Genomic DNA, 22,504 nt, shown 5'->3' with positions numbered 1-22,504 from the left:
CTATCTGACCTACAGGGGAGGATATTGTAGGTCCGGTAAACGCGGTGCCACGGGGCAAATTAGCTTGAAGTAACAGGTTTTGAGTATTTAAGGGTGTGATGGTGGTGGGGAAGGATTACTCAGCGCTGCGCGCTTCGCCCTACGGGTCGTTGCCTGCGGCAATGCTCTCTCGCTGGCGCTCGAGTCGAACCTTAGTCGAAGCTTCTCATCCTTCCCCGCATGGGCAGAATATTCAGTTACGGATTCGTTGGAGAATACAGGGGTTTTTGAAAGTGATGGTGGTGGGGGAAGGATTCGAACCTTCGAAGTCGATGACGGCAGATTTACAGTCTGCTCCCTTTGGCCGCTCGGGAACCCCACCAGGGATAATTCAAATTTTGATGTAATGCTTGAGATGGTGGTGGGGGAAGGATTCGAACCTTCGAAGTCGATGACGGCAGATTTACAGTCTGCTCCCTTTGGCCGCTCGGGAACCCCACCACGGGGTAATGCTTTTTACTGGCCTGCTCCCTTGTGGGGAAGCGGGGCGCATCATATCAAATGACACGCCGCTGTAAAGGGTTACGTTGAGAAAAATGAACTGGTTGCGTAATTTTCATCCGTAACGGATTAAAGGCAACCAGTTCTATTTTGCCAGCGATTAAAGAATAATCGTCCGGTTACCGTAAACAAATACACGCTGCGCCAAAACCTGGTAAAGCGCGCGGCTTAATACGTTTTTCTCGACATCACGACCCGCACGCATCATATCTTCGGCAGTGTAAGTGTGATCTACATGAATAACGTCCTGCATAATGATTGGACCTTCGTCCAGATTGTCATTCACATAGTGAGCGGTTGCGCCAATAATCTTCACGCCACGTTCATAGGCCTGGTGATAAGGACGTGCGCCGATAAACGCTGGCAGGAATGAATGGTGAATATTGATGATCTTATTCGGGAAGCGTGCCACAAATTCTGGCGTTAATACGCGCATATACTTCGCCAGCACCACGTAGTCAGGCTGATAAGCGTCAATGGCATCCGCCATTTTTTGATCGTGCTCGTTGCGGCTTAACCCTTCGTGGCTTACGAGTTCAAACGGAATATCAAAACGCTCGACCAGGGAACGTAAAGTCTCGTGGTTACCAATAACCGCCGCGATTTCGACATCCAGTCCACCGTAATTGGCTTTCATCAGCAGATCGCCAAGGCAATGCGCTTCTTTAGTCACCAGAATTACTATCCGGCGACGACCGGCGGGATTCAGCTCACGCACGGAGCCTTCTGGCAATGCGCTATCGAGATCCGCCAGCAGGGTTGAATCATTAAAAATGCCTTCCAGCTCCGTGCGCATAAAAAAGCGCCCGGTACGGTGATCAACAAATTCATTGTTCTGCACGATATTTAACTCGTGCTTATAGCAAATATTAGTAATACGGGCGATCAGACCTTTTTGGTCCGGACAAATAGTACGCAGAACTTTACGTTGGAGTGAATGCATTGCTGGAAAAACCTTGTTGAGAGTGTTTGCTTAACCGTACCGTCAACCATTATTGGCCGCAGCACTTTTTAAATTTTTTACCTGAACCACAAGGGCAGGGATCGTTGCGGCCAAACTGCGGACGTGTACCGTCAATATAGTACCATTGACCGTTTTCTTTCAAAAATCGTGAACGTTCAATTATTGCGCCTGTTTTGCCACCTTCGGTAAATCGAGCAACAAAACTGACAAATCCGATATTGTCGCCGTCCTGCCAACAATGTTCAAATACGGTCAATCCCAACCATTCAGTATGCGCAAATCCGGCAATCAATTCGGCACGTAACGCCGCCGCTCCACAAGATGGATGCCAGGTCTTTATTAAATAATCTGCGTCTTGCATCACAAAAGCGCAGTAACGCGAACGCATGAGATGTTCTGGATCAGGTGCAACCTTTTCACCAGACACATAAGGGTGGCAACATAGGCTATACTCGACAGCACTACCACAGGGACAAAGCTGAGACACAAATAATCTCCCTGGAAACAATAACGGCGTATTAACCGCCTGAGTAGCACTATGTTAACCGAGCAGTAGCGATGTTGCTACGATTGCATTCCAGGGGAATCTTGCGGGAATAATGAGAAAGATAAAAATAGGGCTGGCGCTGGGATCTGGCGCGGCGAGAGGTTGGTCGCATATTGGCGTTATTAATGCGCTAAAAAAAGTGGGTATTGAAATTGATATCGTTGCAGGATGCTCAATTGGTTCGCTGGTGGGCGCGGCCTATGCATGCGATCGATTATCTGCGCTGGAAGATTGGGTAACCTCTTTCAGTTATTGGGATGTTTTACGCCTGATGGATCTCTCCTGGCAGCGCGGTGGGTTACTGCGCGGCGAGCGTGTCTTCAATCAATATCGCGAAATAATGCCGGAAACAGAGATCGAAAATTGTTCCCGTCGCTTCGCGGCTGTTGCCACCAATTTAAGTACTGGGCGCGAATTATGGTTTACTGAAGGCGATCTCCATCTTGCTATTCGTGCATCATGCAGTATTCCAGGACTAATGGCACCCGTTGCGCATAACGGCTACTGGCTGGTTGATGGGGCAGTAGTTAACCCAATTCCTATTTCGCTCACGCGTGCATTGGGTGCTGATATTGTGATAGCGGTCGACCTGCAGCACGATGCTCATTTGATGCAACAAGATCTGCTCTCCTTTAATGTCAGTGAAGAAAATAGCGAGAATGGTGATTCTCTGCCGTGGCATGCGCGTCTGAAAGAAAGGTTGGGCAGCATAACGACACGTCGGGCGGTGACAGCGCCAACGGCAACAGAGATTATGACCACTTCTATCCAGGTGCTGGAGAACCGCCTTAAAAGAAACCGCATGGCAGGTGATCCGCCCGATATTCTGATTCAACCTGTTTGCCCGCAAATATCTACGCTTGATTTCCATCGCGCGCACGCTGCCATTGCGGCTGGGCAGCTGGCAGTGGAAAAGAAAATGGACGAACTTTTGCCGTTGGTACGCACCAACATTTGACCAGAATTTTTATCTACACTTAAGTTAATTCTGACAGGCGCAGGTGGCAATAGCATGCCACTATTGAGTAAAGCCAGTCAGGGGAGAGAACATGACGCAGCCATTGGTCGGAAAACAGATTCTCATTGTTGAAGATGAGCAGGTATTTCGCTCGCTTCTGGATTCGTGGTTTTCCTCATTGGGAGCGACAACGGTACTGGCGGCTGATGGGGTGGATGCCCTTGAGTTGCTGGGAGGTTTCACTCCAGACCTGATGATATGTGATATCGCGATGCCACGAATGAACGGGCTCAAACTGCTGGAACATATACGCAACAGAGGTGACCAGACACCGGTTCTGGTGATATCTGCCACTGAAAATATGGCAGATATTGCCAAAGCGTTACGTCTGGGCGTTGAAGATGTTTTGCTGAAACCAGTTAAAGATCTGAATCGCTTGCGCGAGATGGTTTTTGCCTGTCTCTATCCCAGCATGTTTAATTCCCGCGTTGAGGAAGAGGAGAGGCTTTTTCGCGACTGGGATGCAATGGTTGATAACCCTGCCGCAGCGGCGAAATTATTACAGGAATTGCAACCGCCGGTTCAGCAGGTGATTTCCCATTGCCGGGTTAATTATCGTCAATTGGTTGCCGCGGACAAACCCGGCCTGGTGCTTGATATTGCCGCACTTTCGGAAAACGATCTGGCATTTTATTGCCTTGATGTCACCAGAGCTGGACATAATGGCGTACTTGCTGCCTTGTTATTACGCGCATTGTTTAACGGATTATTACAGGAACAGCTTGCACATCAAAATCAACGGTTGCCAGAGTTGGGCGCGTTATTGAAGCAGGTAAACCATTTACTCCGTCAGGCCAATCTGCCGGGGCAGTTTCCGCTATTAGTTGGCTATTATCATCGCGAACTGAAAAATCTCATTCTGGTTTCTGCGGGTCTGAATGCGACGTTAAATACTGGCGAACACCAGGTGCAAATCAGTAATGGTGTTCCGTTAGGCACTTTAGGTAACGCTTATTTGAATCAATTGAGCCAGCGATGCGATGCCTGGCAATGCCAAATATGGGGAACCGGTGGTCGGCTTCGCTTGATGTTGTCTGCAGAATGAGCAAACGATAACGCGGGCTAAATTTGCATTACCTGCTAATGTCGGCTGGTGGTACTATCGTCGCCATTCGTATAAGTAATTGTCTTAATTATGCTAACTCGCCTCCTTTTCAGAACTTAGCCCCTTCGGGGTGCTGATATACTGGGATGCGATACAGAAATATGAACACGTTCAAAACACGAACAGTCCAGGAGAATTTAAATGGCTGCCATTAATACGAAAGTCAAAAAAGCCGTTATCCCCGTTGCGGGATTAGGAACCAGGATGTTGCCGGCGACGAAAGCCATCCCGAAAGAGATGCTGCCACTTGTCGATAAGCCATTAATTCAATACGTCGTGAATGAATGTATTGCGGCTGGCATTACTGAAATTGTGCTGGTTACTCACTCATCTAAAAACTCTATTGAAAACCACTTTGATACCAGTTTTGAACTGGAAGCAATGCTGGAAAAACGTGTAAAACGTCAACTGCTTGATGAAGTGCAGTCTATTTGTCCGCCGCACGTGACTATTATGCAAGTTCGTCAGGGGCTGGCGAAAGGCCTGGGACACGCGGTATTGTGTGCTCACCCGGTAGTGGGTGATGAACCTGTGGCTGTTATTTTGCCTGACGTTATTCTGGACGAATATGAATCCGATTTGTCACAGGATAACCTGGCAGAGATGATCCGCCGCTTTGATGAAACGGGTCATAGCCAGATCATGGTTGAACCGGTTGCTGATGTGACCGCATATGGCGTTGTGGATTGCAAAGGCGTTGAATTAGCGCCGGGTGAAAGCGTACCGATGGTTGGCGTGGTTGAAAAACCAAAAGCGGATGTTGCGCCGTCTAATCTCGCTATTGTGGGTCGTTACGTTCTTAGCGCGGATATTTGGCCGTTGCTGGCAAAAACCCCTCCGGGTGCTGGTGATGAAATTCAGCTCACCGACGCAATTGATATGCTGATCGAAAAAGAAACGGTGGAAGCCTATCATATGAAAGGGAAGAGCCATGACTGCGGTAATAAATTAGGTTACATGCAGGCCTTCGTTGAATACGGTATTCGTCATAACACCCTTGGCACGGAATTTAAAGCCTGGCTTGAAGAAGAGATGGGCATTAAGAAGTAACTTCCGTATCGGTGTTATCCACGAAACGGCGTTGAGCAATCGACGCCGTTTTTTTATAGCTTATTCTTATTAAATTGTCTTAAACCGGACAATAAAAAATCCCGCCAATGGCGGGATTTTAAGCAAGTGTCATCTACAAAAGATTATTGCTTGATCAGGAAATCGTCGAGGGATTTACCTTGCTCATCCATTGCTTTTTTGATTACAGCTGGAGTACGACCCTGGCCAGTCCAGGTTTTAGTTTCGCCGTTTTCGTCAACGTAGCTGTATTTTGCCGGACGCTGAGCGCGTTTAGCTTTGGTGCCAGATTTAACGGCAGCAAGGCTATTCAGCAGTTCGTTCGGGTCAATACCGTCAGCGATCAGCATTTCGCGATATTGTTGCAGTTTACGAGTGCGCTCTTCAACTTCAGCAGCAGCCGCGCTTTCTTCTTCGCGACGTTCGTTAACAACAACTTCTAATTTTTCCAGCATTTCTTCCAGCGTTTCAAGTGTACATTCTCTTGCCTGCGCACGAAGAGTACGGATGTTGTTCAGAATTTTAAGTGCTTCGCTCATTGTAGTAATCTCAAACTTATATTGGGGTGGTTTGTTGAGGTAATAATAGAGCCTTAAATTCAGTTGTGCAATAGCCAGGAATGTAAGGAATTCAAAATTGTTCTTTATTTTGTGCCGCCAATAAATATCTTTTCATAAAATTAGCCAGAAAAGACGCGGCATATAGCCCTATTTGCGCCGATGATTTCGCAGCACGTGAGGTTAAAACTTCCTGATTCATGTCACATTTTATGGGGAGATTATCGTAGGCTGACGACCTTTCAGTCTTCTGTATTAGTCGTGTTTACGAGAATTCCCTATTAAGCGAATGATGAAAAGTAGAACAGTCGCAATAAGAGCAGGGACTTAGTATTGCACTATCTCCAGGAGGTCAACAGAGGGCTATTACTTGCGCAACAGGTTAAAGATTGTGAATAGTTACCAGCAGTCATTTACCCGCTTATAACAAGCGAGGCAGTTGTAATGATAGCTCAGAAGGATTATGCAAGGCTTCGTAAGGGAGAACGCATATACCACTTCTATGCATACTGTTGAGCTGAAAAACTGACGAATTATGATAAACTCCAGCCAACTTTATTTCATATCATTGAGGGCCTGTGGCTGATGGCACAGCTATATTTCTACTATTCCGCAATGAATGCGGGTAAGTCTACAGCATTGTTGCAATCTTCATACAATTACCAGGAACGCGGCATGCGCACTGTCGTATATACGGCAGAAATTGATGATCGCTTTGGTGCCGGGAAAGTCAGCTCGCGTATAGGTTTGTCATCGCCTGCAAAATTATTTAACCAAAATTCATCATTATTTGATGAGATTCGTGCGGAACATGAACAGCAGGCAATTCATTGCGTACTGGTTGATGAATGCCAGTTTTTAACCAGACAACAAGTATATGAATTATCGGAGGTTGTAGATCAACTCGATATACCCGTACTTTGTTATGGTTTACGTACCGATTTTCGAGGTGAATTATTTATTGGCAGCCAATACTTACTGGCATGGTCCGACAAACTGGTTGAATTAAAAACCATCTGTTTTTGTGGCCGTAAAGCAAGCATGGTGCTGCGTCTTGATCAAGCAGGCAGACCTTATAACGAAGGTGAGCAGGTGGTTATTGGTGGTAATGAACGCTACGTTTCTGTATGCCGCAAACACTATAAAGAGGCGTTAGAAGTCGGCTCATTAACGGCTATTCAGGAAAGGCATCGCCACGATTAATAAGAATTTCTTTACTGACAGGGTGAGCAGGGCGCTTTTATCCTGTCAGTTCATTTTACGCACTTCATCCGGTGTATATACCCTTCTCGACAGTTCTTTAACGCCACTATACCCCTCACAGATCGCTTTTACAGTGACGTTGACTTGTGACCTGTAAAGTACAATATCGCTGTGTGTAGGCGTTATACATCGCCGTAAATATGATGAAGGCAAATGCTGTCGGTTTATGGGAAAATTGCTTTGGGTAAAACAAAAAAACGGCCCCAGAAGGGACCGTTTATGTTGCCAGACAGCGCTACTTATTAAGCGGATTTCTTCGCTTTTTTCTCAGCTTTAGCCGGAGCGGCTTCTTTTTTCGCTGCAGTTTCACCTTCTACATAATCACGACCGTAGTAGGTATCCAGCAGAATCTGTTTCAGCTCGGAGATCAGTGGGTAACGCGGGTTAGCGCCGGTGCACTGGTCATCGAATGCATCTTCAGACAGTTTATCCACATTCGCCAGGAAGTCTGCTTCCTGAACGCCAGCTTCACGGATAGATTTCGGAATACCCAGTTCAGCTTTCAGCGTTTCCAGCCATGCCAGCAGTTTCTCGATCTTAGCAGCAGTACGGTCGCCCGGTGCGCTCAGACCCAGGTGGTCAGCAATTTCAGCATAACGACGGCGAGCCTGCGGACGGTCATACTGGCTGAATGCAGTCTGCTTGGTCGGGTTGTCATTCGCGTTGTAGCGAATAACGTTACAAATCAGCAGGGCGTTTGCCAGACCGTGCGGAATATGGAACTGGGAACCCAGTTTGTGCGCCATTGAGTGACATACACCCAGGAAGGCGTTCGCAAACGCGATACCCGCGATAGTTGCTGCACTGTGAACACGTTCACGCGCTACCGGATTTTTAGATCCTTCGTGGTAGGACGCTGGCAGATATTCTTTCAGCAGTTTCAGTGCCTGCAGTGCCTGACCATCAGAGAACTCAGATGCCAGTACAGAAACATAAGCTTCCATGGCGTGAGTTACTGCGTCCAGACCACCGAAAGCACACAGGGACTTCGGCATGTCCATAACCAGGTTGGCATCGACAATCGCCATATCCGGGGTCAGCGCATAGTCTGCCAGCGGATATTTCTGACCAGTAGCGTCGTCAGTTACAACCGCAAACGGAGTGACTTCAGAACCTGTACCAGAAGTGGTGGTGACAGCGATCATTTTCGCTTTCACGCCCATTTTCGGGAACTTGTAGATACGTTTACGGATATCCATAAAGCGCAGCGCCAGTTCTTCGAAGTGAGTTTCTGGATGCTCGTACATGACCCACATGATCTTCGCGGCATCCATCGGGGAACCACCACCCAGCGCGATAATCACGTCTGGTTTGAAGGAGTTTGCCAGTTCTGCACCTTTACGAACGATGCTCAGGGTCGGGTCAGCTTCTACTTCGAAGAAGACTTCAGTTTCAACGCCTGCTGCTTTCAGTACGGAAGTGATCTGATCAGCATAACCATTGTTGAACAGGAAGCGGTCAGTCACGATGAGCGCACGTTTGTGGCCATCAGTAATCACTTCATCCAGCGCGATTGGCAGAGAGCCACGGCGGAAGTAGATAGATTTCGGAAGTTTGTGCCACAACATGTTTTCAGCTCGCTTAGCAACGGTTTTCTTGTTGATCAGGTGTTTCGGACCAACGTTTTCAGAGATGGAGTTACCACCCCAGGAACCACAACCCAGAGTCAGGGAAGGTGCGAGTTTGAAGTTATACAGGTCACCGATACCACCCTGAGACGCCGGGGTGTTGATCAGAATACGGGCCGTTTTCATTTTCTGACCGAAGTAGGCAACGCGAGCCGGTTGGTTATCCTGGTCAGTGTACAGGCAAGAGGTATGACCGATGCCGCCCATAGCAACCAGTTTCTCTGCTTTTTCTACCGCGTCTTCGAAATCTTTAGCACGGTACATTGCCAGAGTCGGGGACAGTTTTTCATGTGCGAACGGTTCGCTTTCATCAACAACGGTCACTTCACCGATCAGAATCTTGGTATTTTCTGGTACAGAAAAGCCTGCCAGTTCAGCAATTTTATAGGCTGGCTGACCAACGATAGCTGCGTTCAGTGCGCCGTTTTTCAGGATAACGTCCTGAACTGCTTTCAGCTCTTTGCCCTGCAGTATGTAACCGCCGTGGGTAGCGAAACGCTCACGTACCGCGTCATAAACAGAGTCAACTACAACAACAGATTGTTCAGAAGCACAGATTACGCCGTTGTCGAAGGTTTTAGACATCAGTACAGATGCAACTGCACGTTTGATATCAGCAGTTTCATCGATAACGACTGGAGTGTTACCCGCGCCTACGCCGATAGCTGGTTTACCGGAGCTGTATGCGGCTTTAACCATACCCGGACCACCGGTCGCGAGGATCAGGTTGATGTCTGGGTGGTGCATCAGCGCGTTAGACAGTTCAACAGAAGGTTGATCGATCCAGCCAATCAGGTCTTTCGGCGCACCAGCAGCGATAGCAGCCTGCAGAACAATATCTGCAGCTTTGTTGGTTGCATCTTTAGCACGCGGGTGCGGGGAGAAGATAATGGCGTTACGGGTCTTCAAGCTGATCAGCGATTTGAAGATAGCCGTTGAAGTCGGGTTAGTAGTCGGAACGATACCGCAAATAATACCGATTGGTTCAGCGATAGTGATGGTACCAAAAGTGTCGTCTTCAGACAGAACACCACAGGTTTTTTCATCTTTATAGGCGTTGTAGATATATTCAGAAGCAAAGTGGTTTTTGATTACTTTATCTTCGACGATACCCATGCCGGATTCGGCAACGGCCATTTTCGCGAGTGGGATTCGAGCATCTGCAGCTGCCAGGGCGGCGGCGCGGAAGATTTTGTCTACTTGCTCTTGAGTGAAACTGGCATATTCACGCTGGGCTTTTTTTACACGCTCTACGAGTGCGTTAAGTTCAGCGACATTAGTAACAGCCATAATGCTCTCCTGATAATGTTAAACTTTTTTAGTAAATCATCTGCTCGAATACGAGAGTATAGTCAGTGCGGTGATGATTTGCTTAACCGATGAAAATCAAAAGCTTACTCGCGCTCACACTCACTGTGATTTACTAAAAGAGTTTAAACATTAGAGCTATTTATCTCTAATGCGTCACTTCCAGGTGGCGTAAGCAAGATTACTCACTTCTGGGTACTGATTACGTGATCCAAATCAAATTTTTGCGAAGCTGACACCTTTCAGCATCGCTTTTCGCCATTATAGCTAACAGTTAATAAATTGTAGTATGGTTTGTTGGTTACATTAGCATGTTTTGTACAACTAGATAACAATAACGAATGATAGCAATTTTAAGTAGTTAGGAGGTGAAAAATGCGGTTAAAAGGCGTATTGTCAGCGCGTCTTTTTAACCTTTTTATGGCTAACATTATCCGGCTTTTGCTTCGGAGCTAACCGTGATTCAGACCCTTTTTGATTTTCCCGTTTACTTCAAATTTTTCATCGGGTTATTTGCGCTGGTCAACCCGGTTGGGATTATTCCCGTCTTTATCAGCATGACCAGTTATCAGACAGCGGCAGCGCGAAACAAAACGAACCTTACAGCCAACTTGTCTGTGGCCATTATCTTGTGGATCTCGCTTTTTCTCGGCGACACGATTCTACAGCTTTTTGGTATATCAATTGATTCGTTCCGTATCGCCGGTGGCATCCTGGTGGTGACGATTGCGATGTCGATGATCAGCGGCAAGCTCGGCGAGGATAAACAGAACAAGCAAGAAAAATCAGAAACCGCGGTACGTGAAAGCATTGGTGTAGTGCCATTGGCGTTGCCGTTGATGGCGGGGCCAGGGGCGATTAGTTCCACCATCGTCTGGGGTACGCGTTATCACAGTATTAGCTATCTATTTGGTTTCTTTGTGGCTATTGCATTGTTTGCTTTATGCTGCTGGGGATTGTTCCGCATGGCACCGTGGCTGGTACGGGTTTTACGCCAGACCGGCATCAACGTGATTACGCGTATTATGGGGCTATTGCTGATGGCGTTGGGGATTGAATTTATCGTTACTGGTATTAAGGGGATTTTCCCCGGCCTGCTTAATTAATTCCTTTCAAATGAAACGGAGCTGACATGCTCCGTTTTTTCGTCATTATTTTTACTTTGTTCCCGCGCAGTTATCAAAAGCAAAAGGAATAGGTAAGAATATTCCTCTGAAATTACAGTTATTTATAAGGATTTCCTTAACTGCTTCGCCTCACCATCATGTTATTTTCGCCACATCATAATCCTGGGCTTGCTGAAGAATAATTGAAATGATATTAGTAATTCCACTGCCTTTGGTAGAGGAAAGTGCTAAATAATAATCATTTGTTAAATTATTGTGTATTTCACGACTTAATCTATAGCCAGAAAAGATAGACATGCTTAACAGTTCTCTATTTGATTGAATTGAAAGATGTTTGTTAAATCATGGACGCGCGCTGTAGATTCTGACATTGTCAATAAAAGAGAATTGCTTAACAATTTTGCAAAATGTATTGGCGAGTAAGAAGCGCATTTGGTACTTTCCGACCAACCGCCAGGCGATTTTTATTGGTAATGAGAATAATTAACAATTAAAGAGCGTCGCAAAAGAATAATGTGTCTCGACAGGGGAGACACAGTACGAATCGACATAAGGTGATCGTCTGAATCACCAGAATAAATAAAGTCGGTGATAGCAATCCGTAACGATAAAGTAACCTGACAGCAGAAAGTCTCCGAGCCTGTGCAGGGTCCCAATCCGGGATTACACATGCTGGTTAATACCAGTAATTATAATGAGGGAGTCCAAAAAACAATGACCAACATCACCAAGAGAAGTTTAGTAGCAGCTGGCGTTCTGGCTGCGCTTATGGCAGGGAATGTCGCGCTGGCAGCTGATGTACCCGCAGGCGTCACACTGGCGGAAAAACAAACGCTGGTACGTAACAATGGTTCAGAAGTTCAGTCATTAGATCCGCATAAAATTGAAGGTGTTCCGGAGTCTAATATCAGCCGAGACCTGTTTGAAGGCTTACTGGTCAGCGATCTTGACGGTCATCCGGCACCTGGCGTCGCTGAATCCTGGGATAATAAAGACGCGAAAGTCTGGACCTTCCATTTGCGTAAAGATGCGAAATGGTCTGATGGCACACCAGTCACAGCACAAGACTTTGTGTATAGCTGGCAACGTTCTGTTGATCCAAACACCGCTTCTCCGTATGCCAGTTATCTGCAATATGGGCATATCGCCGGTATTGATGAAATTCTTGAAGGGAAAAAACCGATTACCGATCTCGGCGTGAAAGCTATTGATGATCACACATTAGAAGTCACCTTAAGTGAACCTGTTCCGTACTTCTATAAATTACTTGTTCACCCATCAACTTCACCGGTGCCAAAAGCCGCTATCGAGAAATTCGGCGAAAAATGGACCCAGCCTGGTAATATCATCACCAACGGTGCCTATACCTTAAAAGATTGGGTCGTAAACGAACGAATCGTTCTTGAACGCAGCCCAACCTACTGGAACAACGCGAAAACCGTTATTAACCAGGTAACCTATTTGCCTATTGCTTCTGAAGTTACCGATGTCAACCGCTACCGTAGTGGTGAAATCGACATGACTTATAACAACATGCCGATCGAATTGTTCCAGAAGCTGAAAAAAGAGATCCCGGACGAAGTTCACGTTGATCCGTACCTGTGCACTTATTATTACGAAATTAACAACCAGAAACCGCCATTCAACGATGTACGTGTGCGTACCGCACTGAAACTGGGTATGGACCGCGATATCATTGTTAATAAAGTGAAAGCGCAGGGCGACATGCCCGCCTATGGTTACACTCCACCGTATACTGATGGCGCAAAATTGACTCAGCCGGAATGGTTTGGCTGGAGCCAGGAAAAACGTAACGAAGAAGCGAAAAAACTGCTGGCTGAAGCGGGTTATACCGCAGACAAACCGTTGACCATCAACCTGTTGTATAACACCTCCGATCTGCATAAAAAGCTGGCGATTGCTGCCTCTTCATTGTGGAAGAAAAACATTGGTGTAAACGTCAAACTGGTTAACCAGGAGTGGAAAACGTTCCTCGACACCCGTCACCAGGGCACTTTTGATGTGGCCCGTGCAGGCTGGTGTGCAGACTACAACGAACCAACTTCCTTCCTGAACACCATGCTGTCGAACAGCTCGATGAATACCGCGCATTATAAGAGCCCGGCCTTTGACAGCATTATGGCGGAAACGCTGAAAGCGACTGACGAGGCGCAGCGCACAGCTCTGTACACTAAAGCAGAACAACAGCTGGATAAGGATTCGGCCATTGTTCCTGTTTATTACTACGTGAATGCGCGTCTGGTGAAACCGTGGGTTGGTGGCTATACCGGCAAAGATCCGCTGGATAATACCTACACGCGGAATATGTACATTGTGAAGCACTAATGGCAATACGTGGGGCAGGAGTGTCCTGCTCCACGGTGTCTGATTTTTATCGCATTACAGAAGGCACAGGCCAGAAGGTAGGGCAATGTTAAAATTTATTCTACGTCGCTGTCTGGAAGCGATTCCGACGCTATTTATTCTTATTACTATTTCGTTCTTCATGATGCGCCTCGCGCCAGGAAGCCCTTTTACCGGCGAACGTACTTTACCGCCAGAAGTGATGGCCAATATCGAAGCGAAATATCATCTTAATGATCCGATCATGACACAGTATTTCAGCTACCTGAAACAACTGGCGCATGGCGATTTCGGTCCGTCTTTTAAATATAAAGATTATTCGGTCAATGACCTGGTAGCCTCCAGCTTTCCGGTTTCAGCAAAACTGGGAGCCGCTGCATTTTTCCTTGCGGTAGTACTGGGTGTTAGTGCTGGCGTTATTGCTGCATTAAAACAAAACACCAAATGGGACTATACCGTGATGGGGCTGGCAATGACCGGGGTTGTTATCCCCAGTTTTGTGGTTGCGCCATTATTAGTCATGATATTTGCGATCATTTTGCATTGGCTGCCGGGCGGTGGCTGGAATGGTGGTGCGCTTAAATTCATGATACTGCCAATGGTGGCGTTGTCACTCGCCTATATCGCCAGTATTGCGCGTATTACCCGTGGCTCTATGATTGAAGTATTACACTCCAACTTTATTCGTACTGCCCGGGCGAAAGGGTTACCTATGCGGCGGATCATTTTACGCCACGCATTAAAACCTGCTCTGTTACCCGTGCTCTCCTATATGGGCCCTGCATTTGTCGGCATTATTACCGGTTCTATGGTCATCGAAACCATTTATGGTTTACCGGGGATTGGGCAATTGTTCGTTAATGGCGCATTGAATCGTGACTATTCCTTAGTGTTAAGTCTGACCATTCTGGTTGGCGCGTTAACCATTTTGTTTAATGCCATTGTCGATGTGCTATATGCGGTTATCGACCCGAAAATCCGTTACTGATACTGGAGCTCGCGATGATGTTAAGTAAGAAAAACAGCGAGACGCTGGAAAATTTCAGTGAAAAGCTGGAGGTCGAAGGGCGCAGCTTGTGGCAGGACGCACGTCGACGTTTTATGCATAACCGTGCGGCGGTTGCCAGTCTGATAGTGCTGGTGCTAATCGCGTTATTTGTAATCCTGGCACCGATGCTTTCGCAGTTTGCCTATGACGATACTGACTGGGCGATGATGTCCAGCGCCCCAGATATGGAGTCCGGTCACTACTTTGGTACTGACTCATCCGGTCGCGACCTGCTTGTGCGTGTTGCGATTGGCGGGCGTATCTCACTCATGGTCGGTGTTGCTGCGGCACTGGTGGCAGTGGTCGTGGGGACACTTTATGGTTCGCTTTCCGGTTATCTGGGCGGTAAAGTGGATTCGGTAATGATGCGTCTGCTGGAAATCCTCAACTCCTTCCCATTCATGTTCTTCGTCATTTTGCTGGTGACCTTTTTCGGTCAAAACATCCTGCTGATTTTCGTGGCGATTGGCATGGTTTCCTGGCTGGATATGGCTCGTATTGTGCGTGGGCAAACCCTGAGTCTGAAGCGTAAAGAGTTTATTGAGGCGGCACAAGTTGGCGGTGTATCGACGCCGGGCATTGTTATTCGCCACATTGTACCGAACGTACTCGGTGTGGTGGTGGTCTACGCATCGCTACTGGTGCCCAGCATGATCCTCTTTGAATCTTTCCTTAGCTTCCTGGGGTTGGGGACGCAAGAGCCGTTAAGCAGCTGGGGCGCATTGCTGAGTGATGGCGCGAACTCGATGGAAGTCTCTCCATGGTTACTGTTGTTCCCAGCGGGATTCCTCGTGGTGACGCTATTTTGTTTCAACTTTATCGGCGATGGCTTGCGTGATGCCCTCGACCCGAAAGATCGTTAAGGAGTGCAGCCATGAGCGTAATTGAAACTGCAACTGTGCCGCTCGCACAACAACAGGCTGACGCACTGCTGAACGTGAAAGATTTGCGTGTCACCTTTAGTACCCCGGATGGCGACGTCACGGCGGTCAATGATTTGAATTTTTCTCTACGTGCCGGGGAAACGCTGGGCATTGTCGGTGAGTCTGGTTCGGGTAAATCGCAAACTGCATTTGCGTTGATGGGCCTGCTGGCTGCCAATGGGCGTATTGGCGGATCGGCAACCTTCAATGGGCGTGAAATCCTCAATTTGCCAGAGCGTGAACTCAATAAACTGCGTGCTGAACAAATCTCAATGATTTTTCAGGATCCGATGACTTCGTTGAATCCCTATATGCGCGTCGGTGAGCAGTTGATGGAAGTGCTGATGCTGCATAAAGGCATGGGCAAGGCCGAAGCGTTTGAAGAGTCGGTGCGGATGCTCGATGCGGTAAAAATGCCGGAAGCACGTAAACGCATGAAAATGTACCCGCATGAATTTTCTGGTGGCATGCGTCAGCGAGTCATGATTGCGATGGCATTGCTATGTCGACCTAAGCTACTGATTGCTGATGAACCCACTACTGCGCTGGACGTCACCGTACAGGCGCAGATCATGACGCTATTGAATGAACTGAAGCGGGAATTTAATACCGCCATCATTATGATCACCCACGATCTTGGCGTGGTGGCAGGGATCTGCGACAAAGTGCTGGTAATGTACGCCGGGCGCACGATGGAATATGGCAACGCGCGCGATGTCTTTTATCAACCCGTTCATCCTTATTCTATCGGTTTACTCAACGCGGTGCCGCGTCTCGATGCGGAAGGTGAAACAATGTTGACTATCCCGGGTAATCCGCCAAACCTGTTGCGATTACCGAAAGGTTGCCCGTTCCAGCCACGTTGTCCGCATGCGATGGAAATTTGTAGTAGCGCACCGCCGCTGGAAGAGTTTACGCCTGGCCGTCTGCGTGCTTGCTTTAAACCGGTGGAGGAACTGTTATGAATGCTGTAACCGAAGGAAGAAAAGTCCTCCTCGAAATCGCCGATCTGAAAGTGCACTTTGAAATCAAAGATGGCAAACAGTGGTTCTGGCAACCGCCGAAAACGCTCAAAGCCGTAGATGGTGTAACTCTTCGCCTGTATGAAGGGGAAACATTAGGTGTGGTAGGGGAGTCGGGATGCGGTAAGTCCACCTTTGCTCGCGCCATCATTGGCCTGGTTAAAGCGACCGACGGTCATGTTGCCTGGTTAGGTAAAGAGTTGCTGGGCATGAAGCCCGATGAATGGCGTGCCGTTCGCAGTGATATTCAGATGATTTTCCAGGATCCATTGGCATCGCTTAACCCGCGTATGACCATCGGCGAGATCATCGCTGAACCACTGCGTACTTATCATCCGAAAATGTCACGCCAGGAAGTTCGCGAGCGCGTGAAGGCGATGATGCTGAAAGTCGGGTTATTGCCTAACCTGATTAACCGCTATCCGCATGAGTTCTCTGGTGGGCAGTGCCAGCGTATCGGGATTGCTCGTGCTCTTATTCTTGAACCGAAGCTGATTATCTGTGATGAGCCGGTGTCGGCGCTGGACGTGTCAATTCAGGCGCAGGTGGTCAACCTGCTCCAGCAGCTGCAACGCGAGATGGGATTGTCATTAATTTTTATCGCTCACGACCTGGCCGTGGTAAAACACATTTCCGATCGTGTGCTGGTGATGTATCTCGGCCATGCGGTAGAACTGGGGACCTATGATGAGGTCTACCACAATCCGCTACATCCTTACACCAGGGCATTGATGTCGGCAGTCCCCATACCTGATCCGGATCTGGAGAAGAACAAAACTATCCAGTTACTGGAAGGGGAATTACCGTCGCCGATCAACCCGCCTTCCGGTTGTGTTTTCCGTACCCGTTGCCCGATAGCCGGTCCAGAGTGTGCCAAAACACGTCCTGTGCTGGAGGGGAGTTTCAGACACGCCGTGTCTTGCCTGAAAGTCGATCCGCTTTAAACAAAATAAGGGCTGACAGTTGTCAGCCCTTTTTCACGCCGAAAGCGATTATTTATTCCCGCCAGATGATATGGCACAGTTTGTGATCTTTTTCGCGGCATAACAGAATGCGGGCGAAAACATCGTTGATTTCACCATCTTCACTGTCCGCCAGACCAATCACCACTTCGGCAAAAAAGTCTGGGTTCAAATCGAAATCAACATGTTCCTGCCAGTCTTCTGCCGGATCGAATAACTCCGCGCCGCCGCGCTCTTCAAACTGAAGATTGAACAGCAGAACATCAGCTGGATCGAGATTGTCGGCAGCCAGTTCGAGAAAAATATCGTAGGCCTGCTCAAGCGTTTCATCTTCAGTCAGGCGATTGTTTAGATCCATATCCATAGTCACTACCTGTTTAACCTCTGTTGGCGACGTTTTACAGCAACGGGCTGAAGAAGTAAAACAGTCGCTCGGCGACACGTTGCCATAATGGGCGTTTTAGCCATAAACGGGCATCGAGCAGACGAGAACGCGAAATATAATCGTCCTGAACGGCGGCGAGGTCAGCACCAAACCCTTTATCGTCGATTGCCAGGGTAATCTCGAAATTCAGCCACAGACTACGCATATCAAGGTTAACGGTACCAACCAGACTTAATTCGCCATCGACCAGCACGCTCTTGGTATGCAATAACCCGCCTTCAAACTGATAAATTTTAACACCAGCAGCCAGCAGTTCCGTAAAGAACGCGCGACTGGCCCAGCCAACCAGCATTGAATCATTTTTTCGCGGAAGGATAATACTGACATCCACCCCGCGCTGCGCCGCCGTGCAAATCGCATGAAGTAAATCATCGCTGGGCACAAAGTAGGGCGTCGTCATGATCAAATATTCACGTGCCGAATAAGCCGCAGTCAGTAATGCCTGGTGAATGAGATCTTCCGGAAAGCCGGGGCCAGAAGCAATTGTGTGAATGGTGTGACCGCTGGCCTGCTCAAACGGCATAATATTGACATCTGGTGGTGGCGGCAGAATACGTTTCCCGGTTTCAATCTCCCAGTCGCAGGAATATATAATCCCCATCGCGGTGGCGATGGGACCTTCCATACGCGCCATCAGATCAATCCATTGCCCTACACCCGCATCCTGTTTGAAGTAGCGAGGGTCGACCATATTCATGCTGCCGGTGTACGCGATGTAATTATCGATCATGATCATCTTGCGATGTTGGCGCAGATCCATACGGCGTAAAAACACACGCATCAGATTGACCTTTAAGGCTTCGACCACTTCAATACCGGCATTACGCATTAGCTCGGGCCACGGGCTGCGGAAAAAAGCCACACTGCCGGCGGAGTCAAGCATCAATCGGCAATGAATGCCGCGTCGCGCAGCGGCCATTAATGATTCAGCCACCTGGTCCGCCATGCCGCCGGGCTGCCAGATATAAAACACCATCTCGATATTATGGCGAGCGAGCTGGATGTCGCGGATTAACGCCTGCATCACATCATCTGACTCGGTCATCAGTTGCAGCTGATTCCCTTTGACCCCAGCGATCCCCTGACGACGCTCACATAGCTTGAATAGTGGCGCAGCGACACTGCTATTTTCTTCGGCGAAGATATGCTTACAGGCTTTAAGGTCGTTAAGCCATTTTGCGGTGGAAGGCCACATCGCTCTGGCGCGCTCAGCGCGGCGTTTGCCTAAATGGAGCTCGCCAACGGCAAGATAGGCAATAATTCCGACTAAGGGCAGAATGTAAATGATCAACAGCCAGGCCATCGCGGAGGGAACTGCGCGTCGTTTCATTAGAATGCGTAAAGTTACGCCTGCAATGAGCAACCAGTATCCCAGAATGGCCAACCAACTCACCAACGTATAAACGGTTGTCATAGATTAGAAATCCTTTTGAAAGCGCATTGTTATGAGTTTACGCATATGGATTCATCTGGCAAATAAAAACGCGGGAAAAGCACTGGTCAGCGTCGGGGTCGGGGGTATAATGACCATTCTGTTATTGCATAGAGTAGTTAACATGAAGCGGAGTAGAACGGAAGTGGGGCGCTGGCGCATGCAGCGTCAGGCTAGCCGACGTAAATCGCGTTGGCTTGAGGGGCAGTCGCGCCGAAATATGCGTATCCACAGCATCAGGAAGTGCATTCTAAACAAACAGCGTAACTCGTTATTGTTTGCGATCTACAATATCTAAATGTTCTGGGCACCATTGCGGTGCCCAATAAGTTTGCCCTTTCGTCTTCAAACTCTATTTTTGCGCCGATTCTTTGCTGTCAGTTTTCGTTTCTTGTTCATCGTTATCGCTGAAAATGCCATGACCGGAGTTCAACAACATTGAAACGAGCATATCATTATTAATCTCTTCACCATTTAAGACCCGCGCCAGAATTTCGCTGCCAAACAGTTGCGGCGAGAGAATGATATCCGGATGTACCATCTTAATCTTATTCAGGTTTTTGCTATCACTGACGGCGAGAACTGTTTTGACATCACTGCTCATATCTTTTGCCGATAGTACAACAAACGCGTTATCAGCATCGTTATCACTCAGCGCCAGAATGGCCCGGCATCGATCGATTCCCGCTTTCTTTAATACTGAACTGTCATTACTGTCACCGGGGATAACATCAGCGTTATCACCTAAGCGTTGCTCAAGTTGCTTGATATCATCTTCAGGCAAGTTGCTGATAACCGTTACATTTTGTCCGCGTTGATTCAGTTGCAGAATCGTATTGATGGCGAGAATCGAATGCCCGCAAACAATAAAATGATCTTTACGATGCATTGTATGATTGTTTCCTTTTACAAGTTTGTTGAATCCCCCGCGGATAAGCGGACCAAAAATTGAAGTCATGGAGGTGGCAAAAACGGTAATGCCGGAAATAATGACCGAAATAGTGAATAATCGTGCTGATTCAGAAACAGGGACAATATCGCCATAGCCGACGGTTGACATGGTTTCTATCGAAAAATAGAACGCGGTCATCAAACTTTCTATTCGCGGATTAAAACCTTCGCTTAAATAAAGCGCACCGTAGGTGGAGTAAAACAGTAACGTCGTGAAACTAATAAATGCGAAAATTGTCCCGGCTGCGGCGCTACTGTGGGAGAAGTCTTTGCGCAGTATCAGCAAAAACACCAGCGTAAAAATGCAAAATCCAATACTAAATTTCAGCCAGGGATAAAAATGCAGGGTGTAAATTAGCGCTATCAACAACAAAATGATACTGATTGCCCATGCGAGCTTTGCCCGGAACAGTAAGCCAATGGAGTTCAGGACAAGAAAGACGCCGAGCATAAAGAGTGGGGCATTTGCCAGCAAGGAGAGATCTAACTCTGAAAAGGCTTTTATATGGAAAATATCAAGCAAATTGACCGACATACCATAGATTGTTTTAAAAATAAGCAATCCATTTAAAAAGACGGCCAGCGCGAGAATGTCGTGCCGTAGGGTCACCCATAAATTTGTTGCTGTTTGTTTGAATGTAGTCCAGTGACTCACTGATACCTCTGTAACCACAATTTTGTTTAATTATCTCAACGTGCACATTTTCTGAACATACATGCAGCACGTGAATGTGTTAAACAATAGTAGATGACTTTATCTGAAGTAATCAAAGGTTTTGAGTGAGCAACTCTGCGTCAGGAAAGGGCATTTTTCCTGAATATGCTCACATCATATAAAGAAATACAGATAAAGTTATTATCTGCTTGTGGGGGTGAATGCACTGACCGACCTATAAGGAAAGGCCAAACTAGAACACGGTTGCTAAAACCGTGCCCTTAAATATTGAATCTCTATTCAGAACACTTTCTTAAATGGTTTCACTGAAACGTGTTCATAGACTCCTGCCGCTACGTACGGGTCAGCATCGGCCCAGGCCTGAGCTGCTTCCAGCGATTCAAATTCAGCAATAACGGTTGAGCCAGTAAATCCCGCAGCCCCTGGATCGTTACTGTCTACTGCTGGCATTGGACCGGCGGTCAACAATCGACCTTCATCATGCAGTAACTGTAAACGTGCTAAATGTGCCGGACGAACGGAAAGGCGTTTTTCGAGGCTATCAGCTTTGTCTTGAGCGTAAATAACATACAACACGGGCACAACTCCTTGTTCGGGAAAGTTGTAAAGTACGTTATTTGAAAGGGCGAAGATCTGCAACGGAAAGATGATGTCTTTGTTAAGACCATGCATAAAGTAAGGTCAATTACGCCAAAAATGACATTTTCACTGATCCTGATCGTCTTGCCTTATTGAATATGATTGCTATTTGCATTTAAAATCGAGGCCTGGTTTTTCTACTGAAATGATTATGACTTCAATGACCCTTGATTTACCTCGCCGCTTCCCCTGGCCGACGTTACTTTCGGTCTGCATTCATGGTGCTGTTGTGGCGGGTCTGCTCTATACCTCGGTACATCAGGTTATTGAACTACCTGCGCCTGCGCAGCCAATTTCTGTCACGATGGTTGCGCCTGCGGATCTCGAACCGCCACAAGCCGTTCAGCCGCCACCGGAGCCGGTGGTAGAGCCAGAACCGGAACCTGAGCCGATCCCTGAACCGCCAAAAGAAGCACCGGTGGTCATTGAAAAGCCTAAGCCGAAACCTAAGCCAAAACCGAAGCCGGTGAAAAAGGTACAGGAGCAGCCAAAACGCGATGTCAAACCCGTAGAGTCGCGTCCGGCATCACCGTTTGAAAATACGGCACCCGCGCGCCCGACATCAAGTACGGCGACGGCTGCAACCAGCAAGCCGGTTACAAGTGTGGCTTCAGGACCACGCGCATTAAGTCGCAATCAGCCGCAGTATCCGGCACGAGCACAGGCATTGCGCATTGAAGGGCAGGTTAAAGTTAAATTTGATGTCACGCCGGATGGTCGCGTGGATAACGTGCAAATCCTCTCAGCCAAGCCTGCGAACATGTTTGAGCGTGAGGTGAAAAATGCGATGCGCAGATGGCGTTATGAGCCGGGTAAGCCAGGCAGTGGGATTGTGGTGAATATCCTGTTTAAAATTAACGGCACCACCGAAATCCAGTAAGCAGAAAGTCAAAAGCCTCCGACCGGAGGCTTTTGAC

At 47.8% G+C, this 22,504-nt stretch carries 21 protein-coding genes, 2 tRNA genes and 1 other RNA gene; 12 read left to right on the top strand and 12 right to left on the bottom strand.

The window, feature by feature from the left end; all coding sequences use genetic code 11:
- Positions 1-99: 99 nt before the first annotated feature.
- The 5 genes from AABJ99_RS13615 to ychJ form a co-directional block, all read right to left on the bottom strand.
- A non-coding RNA gene (locus tag AABJ99_RS13615) (RtT sRNA) lies at positions 100-230 on the bottom strand.
- 46 nt (positions 231-276) lie between these two features.
- Positions 277-361, bottom strand: a tRNA-Tyr gene (locus tag AABJ99_RS13610).
- Positions 362-395: 34 nt separating this feature from the next.
- Positions 396-480: transfer RNA gene (locus AABJ99_RS13605), tRNA-Tyr, on the bottom strand.
- A 160-nt stretch (positions 481-640) separates the two neighbouring features.
- The gene (gene purU / locus AABJ99_RS13600) at positions 641-1,483 is read right to left on the bottom strand and encodes a formyltetrahydrofolate deformylase (RefSeq protein WP_039021477.1); all 843 of its coding nucleotides are present in this window, start codon (positions 1,481-1,483) and stop codon (positions 641-643) included.
- A gap of 49 nt (positions 1,484-1,532) precedes the next feature.
- Positions 1,533-1,991, bottom strand: coding sequence for a YchJ family protein (gene ychJ, locus AABJ99_RS13595; RefSeq protein WP_001602321.1), 459 nt, complete (start codon positions 1,989-1,991; stop codon positions 1,533-1,535).
- Between the two features lie 112 nt (positions 1,992-2,103).
- Between ychJ and rssA the strand changes: the two genes are divergently transcribed.
- The 3 genes from rssA to galU all read left to right on the top strand — a co-directional run bounded on the left by rssA (position 2,104) and on the right by galU (position 5,224).
- Positions 2,104-3,009, top strand: coding sequence for a patatin-like phospholipase RssA (gene rssA, locus AABJ99_RS13590; RefSeq protein WP_001226476.1), 906 nt, complete (start codon positions 2,104-2,106; stop codon positions 3,007-3,009).
- Between the two features lie 91 nt (positions 3,010-3,100).
- On the top strand, positions 3,101-4,114 hold the full coding sequence (rssB, locus tag AABJ99_RS13585) for a two-component system response regulator RssB (protein ID WP_000193447.1): 1,014 nt from the start codon (positions 3,101-3,103) through the stop codon (positions 4,112-4,114).
- A gap of 201 nt (positions 4,115-4,315) precedes the next feature.
- Positions 4,316-5,224, top strand: coding sequence for a UTP--glucose-1-phosphate uridylyltransferase GalU (gene galU / locus AABJ99_RS13580; protein WP_000718995.1), 909 nt, complete (start codon positions 4,316-4,318; stop codon positions 5,222-5,224).
- 143 nt (positions 5,225-5,367) lie between these two features.
- Here galU and hns read toward each other — a convergent pair whose 3' ends face one another.
- Complete coding sequence (hns, locus tag AABJ99_RS13575; RefSeq protein ID WP_001287378.1) at positions 5,368-5,781, bottom strand: histone-like nucleoid-structuring protein H-NS; 414 nt, start codon at positions 5,779-5,781, stop codon at positions 5,368-5,370.
- Positions 5,782-6,384: 603 nt separating this feature from the next.
- Here hns and tdk point away from each other — a divergent pair.
- Positions 6,385-7,002 (top strand): thymidine kinase, encoded by a 618-nt coding sequence (gene tdk, locus AABJ99_RS13570; protein ID WP_000068076.1) that lies wholly within the window; start codon positions 6,385-6,387, stop codon positions 7,000-7,002.
- A gap of 302 nt (positions 7,003-7,304) precedes the next feature.
- Here the strand turns inward: tdk and adhE are convergent, their stop codons facing one another.
- Positions 7,305-9,980: a bifunctional acetaldehyde-CoA/alcohol dehydrogenase gene (gene adhE / locus AABJ99_RS13565; RefSeq protein WP_000301634.1), complete on the bottom strand. Its 2,676-nt coding sequence runs from the start codon at positions 9,978-9,980 to the stop codon at positions 7,305-7,307.
- Positions 9,981-10,456: 476 nt separating this feature from the next.
- Between adhE and ychE the strand changes: the two genes are divergently transcribed.
- A complete protein-coding gene (gene ychE / locus AABJ99_RS13560) occupies positions 10,457-11,104 on the top strand; it encodes an NAAT family transporter YchE (protein ID WP_000616773.1) in 648 nt (215 codons plus the stop codon).
- 156 nt (positions 11,105-11,260) lie between these two features.
- Here ychE and AABJ99_RS13555 read toward each other — a convergent pair whose 3' ends face one another.
- Complete coding sequence (locus AABJ99_RS13555) at positions 11,261-11,422, bottom strand: hypothetical protein (RefSeq protein WP_000021855.1); 162 nt, start codon at positions 11,420-11,422, stop codon at positions 11,261-11,263.
- Positions 11,423-11,839: 417 nt separating this feature from the next.
- Between AABJ99_RS13555 and oppA the strand changes: the two genes are divergently transcribed.
- From oppA to oppF, 5 genes are all read left to right on the top strand, one after another.
- Positions 11,840-13,471 (top strand): oligopeptide ABC transporter substrate-binding protein OppA, encoded by a 1,632-nt coding sequence (gene oppA, locus AABJ99_RS13550; protein WP_001317786.1) that lies wholly within the window; start codon positions 11,840-11,842, stop codon positions 13,469-13,471.
- Between the two features lie 85 nt (positions 13,472-13,556).
- On the top strand, positions 13,557-14,477 hold the full coding sequence (gene oppB, locus AABJ99_RS13545; protein ID WP_000911114.1) for an oligopeptide ABC transporter permease OppB: 921 nt from the start codon (positions 13,557-13,559) through the stop codon (positions 14,475-14,477).
- A 14-nt stretch (positions 14,478-14,491) separates the two neighbouring features.
- Positions 14,492-15,400 (top strand): oligopeptide ABC transporter permease OppC, encoded by a 909-nt coding sequence (gene oppC, locus AABJ99_RS13540; protein WP_000979659.1) that lies wholly within the window; start codon positions 14,492-14,494, stop codon positions 15,398-15,400.
- A gap of 11 nt (positions 15,401-15,411) precedes the next feature.
- Complete coding sequence (gene oppD, locus AABJ99_RS13535; protein WP_039020803.1) at positions 15,412-16,425, top strand: murein tripeptide/oligopeptide ABC transporter ATP-binding protein OppD; 1,014 nt, start codon at positions 15,412-15,414, stop codon at positions 16,423-16,425.
- The gene (gene oppF / locus AABJ99_RS13530; protein WP_000994905.1) at positions 16,422-17,426 is read left to right on the top strand and encodes a murein tripeptide/oligopeptide ABC transporter ATP-binding protein OppF; all 1,005 of its coding nucleotides are present in this window, start codon (positions 16,422-16,424) and stop codon (positions 17,424-17,426) included. The genes oppD and oppF overlap by 4 nt, the downstream gene beginning before the upstream one ends.
- Positions 17,427-17,478: 52 nt before the next feature.
- Here the strand turns inward: oppF and yciU are convergent, their stop codons facing one another.
- Both yciU and cls read right to left on the bottom strand, forming a co-directional pair.
- Complete coding sequence (gene yciU, locus AABJ99_RS13525) at positions 17,479-17,808, bottom strand: HI1450 family dsDNA-mimic protein (protein WP_000366959.1); 330 nt, start codon at positions 17,806-17,808, stop codon at positions 17,479-17,481.
- Positions 17,809-17,842: 34 nt separating this feature from the next.
- On the bottom strand, positions 17,843-19,303 hold the full coding sequence (gene cls, locus AABJ99_RS13520) for a cardiolipin synthase (RefSeq protein ID WP_000214516.1): 1,461 nt from the start codon (positions 19,301-19,303) through the stop codon (positions 17,843-17,845).
- 142 nt (positions 19,304-19,445) lie between these two features.
- On the opposite strand from cls, the gene yciY reads away from it, so the two are divergent.
- Positions 19,446-19,619, top strand: coding sequence for a YciY family protein (gene yciY, locus AABJ99_RS13515; RefSeq protein WP_001309467.1), 174 nt, complete (start codon positions 19,446-19,448; stop codon positions 19,617-19,619).
- A gap of 54 nt (positions 19,620-19,673) precedes the next feature.
- On the opposite strand, the gene kch is transcribed toward yciY, so the two are convergent.
- Positions 19,674-20,927 carry a voltage-gated potassium channel protein gene (kch, locus tag AABJ99_RS13510; protein WP_039020804.1) on the bottom strand — a complete coding sequence of 418 codons (1,254 nt, stop codon included), beginning with the start codon at positions 20,925-20,927 and terminating at the stop codon, positions 19,674-19,676.
- A 300-nt stretch (positions 20,928-21,227) separates the two neighbouring features.
- Positions 21,228-21,524, bottom strand: coding sequence for a YciI family protein (gene yciI / locus AABJ99_RS13505; protein ID WP_000967595.1), 297 nt, complete (start codon positions 21,522-21,524; stop codon positions 21,228-21,230).
- 223 nt (positions 21,525-21,747) lie between these two features.
- On the opposite strand from yciI, the gene tonB reads away from it, so the two are divergent.
- Positions 21,748-22,467 carry a TonB system transport protein TonB gene (tonB, locus tag AABJ99_RS13500; RefSeq protein WP_000171276.1) on the top strand — a complete coding sequence of 240 codons (720 nt, stop codon included), beginning with the start codon at positions 21,748-21,750 and terminating at the stop codon, positions 22,465-22,467.
- The last annotated feature ends 37 nt before the right edge of the window (positions 22,468-22,504 follow it).

Origin of the sequence: Escherichia coli, from assembly GCF_036503815.1 — a bacterium.
GTDB lineage: Bacteria > Pseudomonadota > Gammaproteobacteria > Enterobacterales > Enterobacteriaceae > Escherichia > Escherichia coli_F.
The sequence above is the reverse complement of the archived record's forward strand: the minus strand, read 5'-3'. Positions and strand labels throughout refer to the sequence as shown.

Coding starts and splice junctions, on each gene's coding strand:
- purU (WP_039021477.1), bottom strand. CDS start 1,483: ATGCATTCACTCCAACGTAAAGTTCTGCGTACTATTTGTCCGGACCAA.
- rssA (WP_001226476.1), top strand. CDS start 2,104: ATGAGAAAGATAAAAATAGGGCTGGCGCTGGGATCTGGCGCGGCGAGA.
- rssB (WP_000193447.1), top strand. CDS start 3,101: ATGACGCAGCCATTGGTCGGAAAACAGATTCTCATTGTTGAAGATGAG.
- galU (WP_000718995.1), top strand. CDS start 4,316: ATGGCTGCCATTAATACGAAAGTCAAAAAAGCCGTTATCCCCGTTGCG.
- hns (WP_001287378.1), bottom strand. CDS start 5,781: ATGAGCGAAGCACTTAAAATTCTGAACAACATCCGTACTCTTCGTGCG.
- tdk (WP_000068076.1), top strand. CDS start 6,385: ATGGCACAGCTATATTTCTACTATTCCGCAATGAATGCGGGTAAGTCT.
- adhE (WP_000301634.1), bottom strand. CDS start 9,980: ATGGCTGTTACTAATGTCGCTGAACTTAACGCACTCGTAGAGCGTGTA.
- AABJ99_RS13555 (WP_000021855.1), bottom strand. CDS start 11,422: ATGTCTATCTTTTCTGGCTATAGATTAAGTCGTGAAATACACAATAAT.
- oppA (WP_001317786.1), top strand. CDS start 11,840: ATGACCAACATCACCAAGAGAAGTTTAGTAGCAGCTGGCGTTCTGGCT.
- oppB (WP_000911114.1), top strand. CDS start 13,557: ATGTTAAAATTTATTCTACGTCGCTGTCTGGAAGCGATTCCGACGCTA.
- oppC (WP_000979659.1), top strand. CDS start 14,492: ATGATGTTAAGTAAGAAAAACAGCGAGACGCTGGAAAATTTCAGTGAA.
- oppD (WP_039020803.1), top strand. CDS start 15,412: ATGAGCGTAATTGAAACTGCAACTGTGCCGCTCGCACAACAACAGGCT.
- oppF (WP_000994905.1), top strand. CDS start 16,422: ATGAATGCTGTAACCGAAGGAAGAAAAGTCCTCCTCGAAATCGCCGAT.
- yciU (WP_000366959.1), bottom strand. CDS start 17,808: ATGGATATGGATCTAAACAATCGCCTGACTGAAGATGAAACGCTTGAG.
- cls (WP_000214516.1), bottom strand. CDS start 19,303: ATGACAACCGTTTATACGTTGGTGAGTTGGTTGGCCATTCTGGGATAC.
- yciY (WP_001309467.1), top strand. CDS start 19,446: ATGAAGCGGAGTAGAACGGAAGTGGGGCGCTGGCGCATGCAGCGTCAG.
- tonB (WP_000171276.1), top strand. CDS start 21,748: ATGACCCTTGATTTACCTCGCCGCTTCCCCTGGCCGACGTTACTTTCG.